A 13,023-nucleotide genomic window follows, 5' to 3' on the forward strand; every position below is an offset into this window, starting at 1 on the left:
CTCCGGGGCGATCGGACTGGTCTTCGGGGGCCGCGGCGAGGCCAAAGCGAAGGCCCCCGTTCCGAAGGGGATACGGGGGCCTCGCTGATCTACCGACTAGTGGTGGTGATGGCCGTGGCCGTGGTCGTCGTGCTCGTCGGCGGGCTTGTCGACGATCGCCGTCTCGGTGGTCAGCACCATGCGCGCCACCGACGCCGCGTTGACCACCGCGGACCGGGTCACCTTGACGGGGTCGATCACGCCGTCGCCGATCAGGTCGCCGTAGGTGAGCTTGTCCGCGTTGAGCCCGTGCCCGGCCGGCAACTCGCTGACCTTGCTCACCGCAACCGCGCCGTCCAGGCCGGCGTTGGTGGCGATCCAGTACAGCGGCGCGGCCAGCGCCTCGGCGAACACGTCAACGCCGGCGGCCTGATCGCCGGACAGCGATCCGCGCAGCTCCTTCAGCGCGTTGCGTGCCCCGATGAGGGCCGAGCCGCCGCCCGCGACGATGCCCTCCTCGACGGCGGCCTTGGCCGCCGCGACCGCGTCCTCGACGCTTTCCTTGCGTTCCTTGAGCGCCGTTTCGGTCGCGGCCCCCACCTTGATCACGGCCACGCCGCCCGCCAGCTTGGCAAGCCGCTCCTGCAGCTTCTCGCGGTCCCAGTCGGAGTCACTCGCCTCGATCTCGGCGCGCAGCTGCTTGATGCGCGCGTCGACCGCGTCCTTGGAGCCGCCGCCGTCGACGATGATGGTGTCGTCCTTGCTGACCACCACACGCCGGGCCGAGCCCAGCACATCGGTGCCGACCTCGCGCAGCAGCAGGCCGGCGTCGGGGTTGATCACCTGCCCGCCGGTCACCACCGCCAGGTCCTCGAGGAAGGCCTTGCGCCGGTCGCCGAAGAACGGCGCCTTGACCGCAACCGCCTTGAGCGTCTTGCGGATCGAGTTGACCACGAGCGTCGCCAGGGCCTCACCCTCGATGTCCTCGGCGATGATCAGCAGCGGCTTGCCCGACTCGGCGACCTTCTCCAGCATGGGCAGCAGGTCGGGCAGCGAGCTGATCTTCTCCTGGTGCAGCAGGATCAGCGGCTCGTCCAGCACGGCTTCCTGCGCATCGAAGTCGGTGACGAAATACGCCGACAGGAAACCCTTGTCGAAGCCGACGCCCTCGGTGAACTCCAGCTCGGTGCTCAGGGTCGAGGACTCTTCGACGCTGACCACGCCGTCGGCACCGACCTTGGTCATCGCCTCGCCGACCAGCTCGCCGAGCCTCTCGTCACGCGACGACACCGTCGCCACCTGAGCGATGCCGTCCTTGCCGGACACCGGGGTGGCCGCGGCCAGCAGCGCCTCGGACGCCGCGTCGGCCGCCTTCGAAATTCCGATGCCGAGCTCGATCGGGTTGGCGCCGGCCGCAACCAGGCGCAGGCCGCCCTTGACCAGGGCCTGCGCCAGCACGGTCGCGGTGGTGGTGCCGTCGCCCGCCACGTCGTTGGTCTTGGTGGCCACCGACTTGACCAGCTGGGCGCCCAGGTTCTCGAACGGGTCTTCCAGCTCGATCTCGCGCGCGACGGTCACGCCGTCGTTGGTGACCGCGGGCCCGCCAAAGGCCTTGGCCAGCACCACATGCCGGCCGCGCGGCCCCAGGGTCACCCGCACCGCGTCGGCGAGCGCGTTGACGCCGGCCTCGATCGCGCGGCGCGCGGTCTCGTCGTACTCAATAACCTTGCTCATCAGGCTCCTCGTTTGAATGGTGGCGACCCGCTTCGCCCGGCTCCGCCGCGCTTGCGATCACCACGACGTTCAAATGGCGGCGACCCGCTTCGCCCGGCTCCGCCGCGCTTGCGATCACCACGACGTTCAAATGGTGGCGACCCGCTTCGCCCGGCTCCGCCGCGCTTGCGATCACCACGACGTTCAAATGGCGCCGCCCCGGAAATCACCCGCGGCCATGCGCGGGGATCGCCGGGGCGGGCCACGGTGCTTACTTCGATACGACGGCCAGCACGTCGCGCGCCGACAGGATCAGGTACTCCTCGCCGTTGTACTTGATCTCGGTGCCGCCGTACTTGCTGTAGATGACGGTGTCGCCTTCCGAGACGTCGAGCGGAATCCGCTTCTCGCCGTCCTCGTCCCAGCGGCCGGGACCGACTGCGACGACGGTGCCTTCCTGCGGCTTCTCCTTGGCGGTGTCAGGAATGACCAGACCGGACGCGGTCGTGGTCTCGGCCTCGTTGGCCTGCACGAGAATCTTGTCCTCGAGTGGCTTGATGTTCACCTTCGCCACGATTGGAGCCCTCCACTAGTTAGATCGGGTCCGGGGCGGGGTGCCCCAGAATTATCAAGGGATTCGGCAGTCGTCCGTGCCCGAGCGCCGTCGTCGCGGGTGCCGGCACAGGGTTTGGCCGATTGCCACCTAGCACTCTATACACGAGAGTGCTAGCACTCAAGGGCGCCCCGCTGCGTACCGGGTATTCGCTATAAGCGATCACGTCACCTGGGCTTTTACCACCGGCAGGCCCGGGTCGCTGGGCGCGTCCAGCGGTGACTGCCGCGCCCCGGCGGCCACCAGGTGCGCGGCGAAGGACGCGATCATTGCCCCGTTGTCCGTGCAGAGCCGGGGGCGGGGGACCCGCAGCGTCAGCCCGGCCGCCGCGCACCGCTGCTCGGCCAGCTCCCGCAGCCGCGAGTTGGCGGCCACGCCGCCGGCGATCAGCAGGGTCGAGACACCGAGCCCCGTCGCGGCGCGCACGGCCTTCATGGTCAGCACGTCGGCGACGGCCTCCTGGAACCCCGCGGCCACGTCGGCGTTCACCGCGTCCGGGTGGCTCTCCAGGTGGCGGGCGACGGCCGTCTTGAGCCCCGAGAAGCTGAAGGAGTACGGGTCGTCGCCCGGTCCCGTCATGCCGCGCGGGAACGTGACCGCGTCGCGGTCGCCGGTGCGGGCCAGGTCGTCGAGCACCTTGCCGCCCGGGTAGCCCAGCCCCAGCAGACGGGCCACCTTGTCGTAGGCCTCGCCGGCTGCGTCGTCGACGGTGCTGCCGAGCTCGACGATCGGTTCGCCGAGCGAACGCACGTGCAGCAGGTGGGTGTGTCCACCGGACACCAGCAGCGCCACGCATTCGGGCAGCGGCCCGTGTTCGTAGACGTCGGCGGCCAGATGCCCGCCCAGGTGGTTGACGGCGTAAAACGGCACCCCCCACGCGGCCGAATAGGCCTTGGCGGCAGCCACGCCCACAAGCAGCGCGCCGGCCAGGCCGGGCCCGATCGTGGCGGCGACGATGTCGGGCTTGCGCACGCCGGCCGCCTCTAGCGCGCGGCGCATGGCGGGGCCGAGGGCCTCCAGGTGCGCCCGGGAGGCGATCTCCGGGACCACGCCGCCGAAGCGGACGTGCTCGTCGACGCTGGAGGCCACCTCGTCGGCCAGCAGCGTCACGGTGCCGTCGGCGTCCAGCCGGGCGATGCCGACTCCCGTTTCGTCGCAAGAGGTTTCGATGGCCAGAATCGTCCTCATCAGCGGGCCCCCCGGCGCATCGTGTAGGCGTCGGCGCCGCTGGCGCGGTAGTAGCGCCTGCGCAGGCCGATCTGTTCGAAGCCCACGCTGCGGTACAGCCCGATGGCCGCCTCGTTGTCGGTGCGCACCTCCAGGAAGACGACGCCCCCGTCGGCGAAGACCAGCAGCTCGTCGAGCAACCGGCGCCCGATGCCCTGTCCCTGATACGCGGGGTCGACGCCGATGGTGTGGACCTCGTACTCGAACGGCGGGGTGCGGCCCAGCCGCGAGATTCCCGCGTACCCGACCAGGGTGCCGCCGGCGCGCGCGCCGACGTAATGGTTGTGGAGGCTGGCCAGTTCCCGGTTGAACGCCGCGGCGGGCCACGGGTCGTCGCCGTCGAACAGTTGGCGTTCCAGCTCGGCGCAGCGAGTCGCGTCGGCGGCGGTAAGCGCGCCGAGCGTCACGGGCTCACGGGTGGCGGTCACTGCCGCGCCGCCATCGGCTTGGCGTCCGGGCGGCGAAGATACAGCGCCACCAACGGCAGCGGGGGCTGCGACCAGTCGGGCACCGCGGCGACGAGCCCGGCCGGCGTGGGGTAGACGGGCCCGCGCTGCGGCAATCCGAACAGGGCGGCGTGCTCCTTCGAGCCGGCCACCGCCTGGGCCGGGCCCGGGTCGACGTCGGCCGGGGCGTTGACCCCGGGTCCTTCCATCCGGAACCCGTCGCGGTAACGGGCCCAGTAGATCTCGCGCCGCCGGGCGTCGGTGACCACCAGCGTCTCGCCGGTGGTCCGCACCCCGATCGCGTCCAGGCTGCACACGCCGCGCACCGGGATGTCCAGCGCGTGTCCGTAGGCGGATGCGGTCGCCATTCCGGCCCGCAGGCCGGTGAACGGGCCGGGGCCGCAGCCGACCACGACGGCCTCCAGATCGCTCATCGTCAGCCCCGCGTCGGCGAGGGCGGCCACCACGTTCGGGGTCAGCCGTTCGGCGTGCGCCCGGGCGTCGACGGTGACCCGCTCGGCCAGCACGCTCAGGTCGTCGCGCCGCACGATCCCGGCCGTCACGGCCGGGGTCGCGGTGTCGAGCGCCAGAACGATACTCACGACCGAACCCACTGCCACGAGGCGATCCGCACGTCCGAACCGCTGAGGCGTTCCAGACGAACGTCGAGGTGCCGCTCGGCGAGTCGCTCGACGATGCCCTCGCCCCACTCCACGACCACCACCGCGCCGTCGAGGTCGGTGTCGAGGTCGAGCGAGTCGAGCTCGCCGAGCAGGTCGGCGCCGTCGTGGTCCAAAAGCCGGTACATGTCGACATGAATCATCGTCGGTGTCCCCGGCCGCCGCGGCGGGTGCACCCGCGCCAGCACGTACGACGGCGAGGTGACCGGGCCGTCGACGTCCATCGCCGCGGCAATCCCCTTGGCCAGGACGGTCTTTCCCGCGCCGAGCGGGCCGGTGAGCACCACGACGTCCCCCGCCTTCAGCTGCTCGCCCAGCCGAGACCCCAGGGCGACGGTGTCCTCGACCCGTTCGAGGGTGGCCGTGCCCGCGTCATCCGCCTGCGGTGATCGCAAGCGCGGCGAAGCCGGGCGCGGCGGGTCACCGCCATCCGCCTGCGGTGATCGCAAGCGCGGCGAAGCCGGGCGCGGCGGGTCACCGCCATCCGGGCTAGCCACGGCGCCGCAGCCTTTCCCGCATCCACCGGGCGGTCAGGGCGACGCGGCCCGGGGTGGCCCGCTTGACCAGCCGGACCAACCCGTCGTTGATCGCCTCGGGCTTGTCCAGCAGCGCGAGGTGGCTGGCCCCGCGAACGATGACCAGCTCGGATTGCGGCAGCGAGGCCGCCATCTTGCGGGAGTATTCGTCCGGTGTCAGCAGGTCGTGGTCACCGCAGGCGATCAGCGTGGGGATGCGCAGCAGGGTCCACAGGCCGGCGGTCTCGTCGTGGGCTTCCAGGGCATCCAGGAACTCGACCATGGTCGGGATCGGTGTGCCGTTCATCATCCGCTGCGAGAAGGCGTCCAGGCTGCGGCTGACGTGCAGGTCGCTGTAGGAGGCGGCCCGCAGGACCGGCCCGATCAGCGAACGCGACATGTTGCGGCCGCGGTGCATCAGCTTGGGCGCGGAGCGTGCGGTGAACCGAAATGCTTCCAACGCAGGGTTTTTCAGGATCTCGCCGAGCGGGGACCTGGCGACGCCCTCGGCCGCTGAGGAGATCAACGCGGCGCCGACGATCCGGCGCCCGTACTGGTCGGGGAATTGGCGGGCGTGCGACAACACCGTCATGCCGCCCATGGAGTGCCCGACCAGCACGACCATTCCGCGCGGCGCCACCACCTGGAGCACGCTTTCCAGGTCCCTACCGAGTTGGGTCAGCGTGTAGCTCTGGGGCGGCGCCTCGTCGGATTGCCCGTGCCCGCGCTGGTCGTAGAAGACCATCCGGACGCCTGGGCCCAGATGCTGGGGCAGCCGCGTCCGCTGGAAATGAAAGGCGCCCATCCGCAGGCAGAACCCGTGGACGAAGACCATGGTCAGCGGGGCGTCCGCGGGGCCGGCCTCGCGAATCGCCAACGACACCCCGTCCGGGGTGGTCACCACGGAGCGGCGGTCGTCGTCGATCCTGTCGAAATCCTCGTCGGCGTAAGGGTCTTCGACGCCACGGGTGCGCTGGACCATCGAGCGGCGGGCCGAGGCTCCCACGATGGTGGCGAGGGCCGTCACCCCCGCCCCTCCCGCGAACCAAGCCCTCCCCCGTTGGCGCCTGCGAGTTCTCTCACGGCTCAATGGTTTGCGCCTCGCGGTAGGTCCGGGTGATCCGCCCGCGCGGGCTGGTCACCACTTCGTAGTGGATGGTGCCGAGCAGGTCGGCCCAGTCCTGCGCGGTGGGTTCCCCGCCGGTGCCGGGCCCGAACAAGATCGCCTCGTCACCCTCGGTCACGTCGGTGCGGCCGGGGCCGAGGTCGACGACGAACTGGTCCATGCAGATCCGGCCGACGCCCGGGCGGCGCTTGCCGTTGATCAACACCTCCAATCGTCCCCCCAGCGAACGGAACACGCCGTCCGCGTAACCGACGGGCAGCAGGGCCAGAGTGGTGTCGCGCTCCGCGGTCCAGGTGTGCCCGTACGACACGCTCTCCCCGGCGCGGATCGACTTCACCAGCGCGACAGGGCATTTCACCGTCATCGCCGGGATCAGCCCCATGTCGCCGAGCTCGGGCACCGGGCTCAGGCCGTACACCGCGACACCGGGCCGCACCAGGTCGAAGGCAAGGTCGGGACGCGACATGGTGGCCGATGAGTTCGCCAGGTGCGCGACCTCGAACCCCACCCCCTGTGCGCCCGCCTGCGCCAGCATGTCGCTGAACCGTTGGGCCTGAAGGTCATTGACGGGGTTGGCCGGTTGATCGGCGAACACCATGTGTGACATCAGCCCGCGCAGGCGGATGGCCTCCTCGGCGACGGCGCGGCGCAGCGCGGCCAGCATCGACGGGTACCGCGACGGGTGGACGCCGTTGCGGTTCAGCCCCGTATCCACCTTCACCGAGACGGTCGCGGCCCGGCCGGTGCGGCGCGCCGCGTCCAGCAGCTCGTCGAGCTGGCGCTCCGAGGACACGGCGATCTCGACGTCGGCCAGCAGCGCGGGCCCGAAGTCGATGCCGGGCGGGTGCAGCCACGCCAGCACCGGTGCGCCGATGCCGTCGGCGCGCAGCGCCAGCGCCTCGGCGACCGTGGCGACGCCCAGCTCGGCGGCACCGCCGGCCAGCGCCGCGCGGGCGGCCCGGGTGGCGCCGTGGCCGTAACCGTCGGCCTTGACGACGGCCATCACCTGCGCGCGGCCGGCGTGCTCGCACAGCAACCGCACGTTGTGTTCGATGGCGCCCAGGTCGACCAGGGCCTCGGCGACGAGGCCCGGCGTCAGGGAGATCGGCGCAACGGCCCGCCCATTCATGGCCGCCATTGTCCCAGAATCGGCCGCAGGCGCGGCCCGCCGCAGGCCCAGCCTTGCCCCATTCGTCACAGTGGCCACATAACTCCCCCGTTCTGACCGCGCCCGATGTGCCCGCCTCCGAGCGACAAGCGACGACGTCAGCGCCGGAAGGCGCCCCGTCTCGGCGCCGGAAGGCGCCGCGTCTCCCCCGCGGGCGGCGCGCTGTCGCTGTGAGGCGGGCAACACGCGCATTCCGTCCGCGGCGGCAGCCGGCCCATCGCTCAGTGCGCGAAGTGCTGCGCCTCGTAATGGCCGCCAGGCTTGAGCTTGTCCAGCGAGGTCAGCGCCGAGACGGCGTCGTCGTGCAGCGCGCGGGCCAGGTCGGCCGAAAGCCCCTCGCGCACCACGATGCGCAGCACCGACACGTCGGTGGCGTTGTCGGGCATGGTGTAGGCGGGCACCTGCCAGCCGTAGGTGCGCAGCTCGTGCGAGACGTCGAACTCGGTGTAGCCGCGATCCCCGGCGAGCCGGAAGGCGACCACCGGGATCGCCGACCCGTCGGAGATCAGCTCGCAACGCTCGCTCACCCGCAACTGCTCGCCCAGCCACCGCGCCGTCCCGGACAGCGCCTGCATCACCTTGGTGTAGCCGTCGCGGCCCAGCCGCAGGAAGTTGTAGTACTGGCCGACCACCTGGTTGCCGGGCCGGGAGAAGTTCAGCGTGAAGGTGGGCATGTCGCCGCCGAGGTAATTGACCCGGAACACCAGTTCCTCGGGCAGGTACTCCTTGCTGCGCCACACCACGAACCCCACACCGGGATAGGTCAGCCCGTACTTGTGCCCGCTGACGTTGATCGACACCACCCGGGGCAGCCGGAAATCCCACTTCAGCTCGGGGTGCAGGAAGGGCACCACGAACCCGCCGCTGGCGGCGTCGACGTGCACCGGGACGTCCACGCCCCCGCCGGCCGCCAGCTTGTCCAGCGCGCCGCAGATGTCGGCGACGGGTTCCAGCTCACCGGTGTAGGTGGTGCCCAGGATCGCCACCACGCCGATGGTGTCCTCGTCGACGGCGTCGATGACCTGTTCGGGGGTGATGACGTAGCGCCCCTCCTCCATGGGCAGGTAGCGGGGTTCGACGTCGAAGTAGCGGCAGAACTTCTCCCAGACCACCTGCACGTTGGAGCCCATCACCAGGTTGGGGGTGCGGCCCTTCCAGTCCTTGCCGACCTTCTGCCGCCAGCGCCATTTCATGGCCAGGCCGCCGAGCATGACGGCCTCGCTGGAGCCGATCGTGGACACCCCGCACGCGCTGTAGGGGTCGGCGTCGTCGAGGCCGTCCGCGTGGAACAGGTCGGCCACCATGCACACGCAGCGCTGCTCGATCGCGGCGGTCGCCGGGTATTCGTCCTTGTCGATCATGTTCTTGTCGAACGTCTCGGCCATCAGCCGGCCGGCCTCGGGGTCCATCCAGGTGGTCACGAAGGTCGCCAGGTTCAGCCGGGAACTGCCGTCGAGCATCAGCTCGTCGTGGATGAAGCGGTAGGCGGCCTCGGGGTCCATCGATTCGTCGGGCATCCGCAGCGCCGGGACGGGCGCGGTGAACAGGCGGCCGGTGTAGGCCGGGGCGATCGAGTGCGCGGGCAGCGACGGGTGTTGGGGCACGGGTGAGAATCCTTCCTAGAGGGCGGCCAGCGCCGCCCTGATGTGCGGAACCATGCGGGACGATGACGTCGGCGCGTCACCGGGGCCCGGGTCGGCGGCCGACAACGCCGCCGCCCGCGCGTGGACGAACGCGGCCGCCGCGGCCGCCTCGACCGCCGGCAGGCCCGCCGCGAGCAGCGCGCCGATCATGCCGGACAGCACGTCACCGGAGCCGGCGGTGGCCGCCCAGGATTGCCCGGCCGGGTTGAGGTATACCGGACCGCCCGGATCGGCGACGACGGTGACGTTCCCCTTCAGCAGCACGGTGGCGCCGAAGGTGTCGGCCAATTTCCGGCATGCGCCCACGCGGTCGTCCCCGGGGGGACTGCCCGCCAGGCGGGCGAATTCACCGGCGTGGGGCGTCAGCACCGTCGGTGCGGTGCGGTTGGCGGCCAACTCCGGGTGCGCCGCCAGGATGGTCAGCCCGTCGGCGTCCACGATCACCGGCAGGTCGGTCTCCAGCGCGAACCACAATGCGGCGGCCCCGGCGTCGTCGGTGCCCAATCCCGGCCCGACGACCCAGGATTGGACCCGCCCGGCCGACGCGGGTGTGGGTGACGCGATCACCTCCGGCCAGTGCGCCAGCACCTCACGGTGCGCGCTGCCGGCGTAGCGGACCATGCCGGAGGTCGCCGCGACGGCCGCCCCGGTGCACAGCACCGCCGCCCCGGGATACGTCGAGGAGCCGGCCATCACACCGGTCACACCCTGGGTGTACTTGTCGTCGTGGGGTCCGGGCACCGGCCAGCGCGCGGCCACGTCGGCCGCCTCGAAGCCCAGCACGTCCGTCTCCGGCAGATCCAGCCCGATGTCGATCAGCGTGACGCGCCCGCAGTCGCCGAGCGCGTGCACGGGCTTGAGGCCGCCGAAGGTCACGGTCACCGCGGCGCGCACCGCGGGCCCCGTCACCGCCCCGGTCGCCACGTCGACCCCGCTGGGGATGTCGACCGCGACCACCGGGATGCCGGCATCGTCGACCGCCGCGAACACCTCGGCCGCGGCCGGGCGTAACGGCCCGGAGCCGGAGATGCCCACCACCCCGTCGATGACGAGATCGGTTGCCGGCGAGACGCTTTCGACGATCCGGCCGCCGGCCTTCCGGAACGCCGCCAGCCCCTTGCGGTGCGTGCGTTCCGGGTTGAGCAGCACCGCGTCGGCGGCCGCGCCGCGACGGCGCAAAAAGGTGGCGGCCCACAGCGCGTCACCACCGTTGTCGCCGGAGCCGACGACCGCGCACACCCGGCGGCCGGCCACCCCGCCGGTGCGAGCGCGCAACTCGGCGACGATCTCCGCGGCGAGGCCGAACGCGGCCCGCCTCATCAGGGCCCCGTCGGGCAGGCTGGCCAGCAGCGGAGCCTCGGCCTGGCGGATCGCGTCTACGGAGTAGTAGTGCCGCACCTTAGCCACATTACGGGTCAGCGGCCGCGCCGCTCAGGCCGATGCCTCGGGCGACCGGCGGCGCCGCGCCATGGCCCGCAGGCGCGCCGGGCTCAGCTGCCTCGGGTCCTGGTGGCGCGTCATCGGGTAGAAGCAGAGGCCGACCAGGATCGAGGTGAAATGACCGATTGCGGTGAAGTTCAGCTCAATCCGGTCCATCGTGATCAACGGGAAACCGAAGATGATGAAGAGCACGCCCAGATAGCCCCAGCGCCATGGTCGCGCGATGTGATAGGCGAGCACGGCCATCACCCCGACCAAAAAGTAGCTGACGCCGATGTCGCGGGCGTGCACCAGCCGTTCCGAGGCGTCGTGTTGCTCGATGGCGAAATACAGCAGCCCCTCGCTGAAATAGGTCGACAGGATGTGGGCACTCAATCCGACTGTGAGCCAGCGCAACTGGCCCAGCCAGTGTTCGGCCGGCGCCAGGAACAACGAGAAGAGGATCAGGTACGGGGTCAGGTTGTCGCCGTCGATCCACAGCAGGCTGGAGAACAGGACGTCGAGCGGGTCGCGCGCCAGTCCGTGGATGTTGGTGGAATGGTGCATCAGCATCGAGTGCAGCTGCCGCTGGGGCAGCCAGTGCTGGATGAGCGTGGTGATGAACAGGACGAGCAACCAGCCGTACGTCAGCGGCGCGCTGCTGACGTAGTGCCAGACCGCCAGTCCCATGCTGCGCAGTCGGGACCGCACCGGTGCGTTCGTCACGTCCTTACCTTCGCACGCGGACCGTTGGGTTGCCGCACCTAAGCGGGGGGCGCGCCGGGCTGCGGAGGGTCGGGCCGCAGATGCCTCCACCAGCAGGCGACGTAGAGCAGCATCGATATCACCAACACGACGAGCACCCAGAGAACAATGGTGATGTCGATCCAGCCGCCGAAGGGCGGCGAGCCGGGTAGCGCGTTGCGCAACGGCACAACCGCGAAAAGCATTGCCGCGTACCACGTCGTCATCGGCGGCTGAAACTTCCGCCGGTCACGCAGCGTCTGGACCGCGACGAACAGGCCGACCCCGGCGATGGCGATGAGTACGCCGCAGATGACGATGCCGAACGCCGCCGCGCTCAGGGAGCGCCGCAGAGTGACTCGGTAGGGACCGAGCCCTCCGCCGTTGTCGGCGGTGACCTGCCAGCCCGGAAGGTGGTTGACGAACGTCGCGGGCAGGCGCTCGGGCACGCCTCCCTCACCGCCGTGCAGGAGTTCGACCTCGATCGGCCCGGACTCGTAGCGATCGAAGGGCCAGCGTTCTATCTCCCCGGCAATCGTCACCGGGACGGGAAACACACCGGGCAGCATGCCCTTGGTCCAGCTCCGGCGGGTGGGTGTCGCCGCGGATCGGACCCACAGGCTGAGGTCTTCGTTGAGGTGCTGCGTCTGGGGATCCAGTAGGGCCGATCCGGGCGAAATGGCGAGGTTGATGACGACGACGCTGTAGTTGGACTGAACGTCTTCGACCGTGAACGTCGCGATGCTGCTGCCGCCCGCGGCCGGGACTTCCGCCCGGTGATTCGCGGTGCGGCTGTGCGCGTACAGCGCGACCGACGCGACGTATGCCGCAAGGACGGACACGATGAGTCCTACGACGGCGAACCTCATAACGGATTCGCCGGCGCCGCAGGGACGTCGGGCCTCAGATGCCGCCACCAGCAGGCGATGTAGAGCAGCATCGACACCACCAGGACGACGAGCACCCACAACACGAGGGTGATGTCGATCCAGCCGCCGAAGGGCGGGGAGCCGGGCAGCGCATTGCGCAACGGCACCACCGCGAACAGCATCGCCGCGTACCACGTCGTCATCGGCGGCTGAAACTTCCGGCGGTTGCGCAACGTCTGAACGGCGACGAACAGGCCCAGCCCGGCGATGGCGACCAGCACGGCGCAGATGACGATGCCGAACGCCGCCGCGCTCAGGGAGCGGTGCACGCTCACCCGGTACGGACCCGGTCCGTCGGCGGACACCTGCCAACCGGAAAGGTGATTGACGAAGGTCACCGGCAGCCGCTCGGCGACGGTGTCGCTGCCGCCGCGCATGAGCTCGATCTCTATCGGCCCCGAACCGTAACGGTCGAAGGGCCAATTCTCGATCTCCCCCGCGATGGTCAGCGGGACGGGGAAGACGCCGGGGAGCATGCCCTTGGTCCAGGTGCGGCGGGTCGGCGTCGCCACGGATCGCACGCGGAGGCCGAGGTCTTGGTTGAGATGCCCGGTTTGCGGATCCAGCAGGCCCGACCCCGGCGAGATGGACAGGTTCGCCATCAGCACGCTGTAGTTCGACTGGATGTCCTCGACGACCAACGTCGCCGTGCTGCGGTCACCCCCGGCCACCGCCTGTTGGTGGTGATGGTGACCCCCACTGTTGGCGTACAGCGCCACCGAGGCGACGTAGGCCCCGACGACGCCCACGATCAACGCTATGACGCCGTACCTCACGACCCCCCCTACTCGATAACGAAATGTGTTGAAGCGAAAGGGGTA

Annotated in this window: 14 protein-coding genes; all 14 read right to left on the bottom strand. The window is 70.5% G+C overall.

The features are described 5' to 3' along the window. Positions 1 to 96 precede the first annotated feature (96 nt). The 14 genes from groL to A5691_RS19550 all read right to left on the bottom strand — a co-directional run bounded on the left by groL (position 97) and on the right by A5691_RS19550 (position 12,978). Entirely contained in the window at positions 97 to 1,713 is a 1,617-nt protein-coding gene (gene groL / locus A5691_RS19490; RefSeq protein WP_067754508.1) for a chaperonin GroEL, read from the bottom strand. Beyond that, positions 1,697 to 1,891, bottom strand: coding sequence for a 2-isopropylmalate synthase (locus tag A5691_RS29005; RefSeq protein ID WP_369827150.1), 195 nt, complete (start codon positions 1,889 to 1,891; stop codon positions 1,697 to 1,699). Before A5691_RS29005 ends, groL begins: the two co-directional genes overlap by 17 nt. A gap of 72 nt (positions 1,892 to 1,963) precedes the next feature. Continuing rightward, the gene (gene groES / locus A5691_RS19495) at positions 1,964 to 2,266 is read right to left on the bottom strand and encodes a co-chaperone GroES (protein ID WP_007167930.1); all 303 of its coding nucleotides are present in this window, start codon (positions 2,264 to 2,266) and stop codon (positions 1,964 to 1,966) included. 201 nt (positions 2,267 to 2,467) lie between these two features. Continuing rightward, entirely contained in the window at positions 2,468 to 3,493 is a 1,026-nt protein-coding gene (gene tsaD, locus A5691_RS19500) for a tRNA (adenosine(37)-N6)-threonylcarbamoyltransferase complex transferase subunit TsaD (protein WP_068018579.1), read from the bottom strand. Next, positions 3,493 to 3,960 (bottom strand): ribosomal protein S18-alanine N-acetyltransferase, encoded by a 468-nt coding sequence (gene rimI / locus A5691_RS19505; protein WP_068018575.1) that lies wholly within the window; start codon positions 3,958 to 3,960, stop codon positions 3,493 to 3,495. Before rimI ends, tsaD begins: the two co-directional genes overlap by 1 nt. Beyond that, positions 3,957 to 4,580: a tRNA (adenosine(37)-N6)-threonylcarbamoyltransferase complex dimerization subunit type 1 TsaB gene (gene tsaB / locus A5691_RS19510; RefSeq protein ID WP_068018673.1), complete on the bottom strand. Its 624-nt coding sequence runs from the start codon at positions 4,578 to 4,580 to the stop codon at positions 3,957 to 3,959. Before tsaB ends, rimI begins: the two co-directional genes overlap by 4 nt. Then, positions 4,577 to 5,053 carry a tRNA (adenosine(37)-N6)-threonylcarbamoyltransferase complex ATPase subunit type 1 TsaE gene (tsaE, locus tag A5691_RS19515; RefSeq protein WP_068018572.1) on the bottom strand — a complete coding sequence of 159 codons (477 nt, stop codon included), beginning with the start codon at positions 5,051 to 5,053 and terminating at the stop codon, positions 4,577 to 4,579. Before tsaE ends, tsaB begins: the two co-directional genes overlap by 4 nt. Positions 5,054 to 5,147: 94 nt before the next feature. Continuing rightward, positions 5,148 to 6,200, bottom strand: a complete 1,053-nt coding sequence (locus A5691_RS19520; protein ID WP_197694455.1) for an alpha/beta fold hydrolase — start codon at positions 6,198 to 6,200, stop codon at positions 5,148 to 5,150. 52 nt (positions 6,201 to 6,252) lie between these two features. Continuing rightward, positions 6,253 to 7,428 carry an alanine racemase gene (gene alr, locus A5691_RS19525; RefSeq protein WP_369807420.1) on the bottom strand — a complete coding sequence of 392 codons (1,176 nt, stop codon included), beginning with the start codon at positions 7,426 to 7,428 and terminating at the stop codon, positions 6,253 to 6,255. Between the two features lie 260 nt (positions 7,429 to 7,688). Next, positions 7,689 to 9,071, bottom strand: a complete 1,383-nt coding sequence (locus A5691_RS19530; protein ID WP_067754490.1) for a glutamate decarboxylase — start codon at positions 9,069 to 9,071, stop codon at positions 7,689 to 7,691. Positions 9,072 to 9,086: 15 nt separating this feature from the next. Beyond that, positions 9,087 to 10,508, bottom strand: a complete 1,422-nt coding sequence (locus A5691_RS19535; RefSeq protein ID WP_068018670.1) for a bifunctional ADP-dependent NAD(P)H-hydrate dehydratase/NAD(P)H-hydrate epimerase — start codon at positions 10,506 to 10,508, stop codon at positions 9,087 to 9,089. A gap of 33 nt (positions 10,509 to 10,541) precedes the next feature. Further along, positions 10,542 to 11,219, bottom strand: coding sequence for a rhomboid-like protein (locus tag A5691_RS19540; protein WP_067778591.1), 678 nt, complete (start codon positions 11,217 to 11,219; stop codon positions 10,542 to 10,544). Between the two features lie 74 nt (positions 11,220 to 11,293). Beyond that, on the bottom strand, positions 11,294 to 12,142 hold the full coding sequence (locus A5691_RS19545; protein ID WP_068018567.1) for a DUF4436 domain-containing protein: 849 nt from the start codon (positions 12,140 to 12,142) through the stop codon (positions 11,294 to 11,296). Further along, positions 12,139 to 12,978, bottom strand: a complete 840-nt coding sequence (locus tag A5691_RS19550; RefSeq protein WP_067754481.1) for a DUF4436 domain-containing protein — start codon at positions 12,976 to 12,978, stop codon at positions 12,139 to 12,141. The genes A5691_RS19545 and A5691_RS19550 overlap by 4 nt, the downstream gene beginning before the upstream one ends. Positions 12,979 to 13,023: the final 45 nt, after the last annotated feature.

It is taken from the genome of Mycobacterium sp. E183 (assembly GCF_001667735.1).
Lineage (GTDB): Bacteria > Actinomycetota > Actinomycetes > Mycobacteriales > Mycobacteriaceae > Mycobacterium.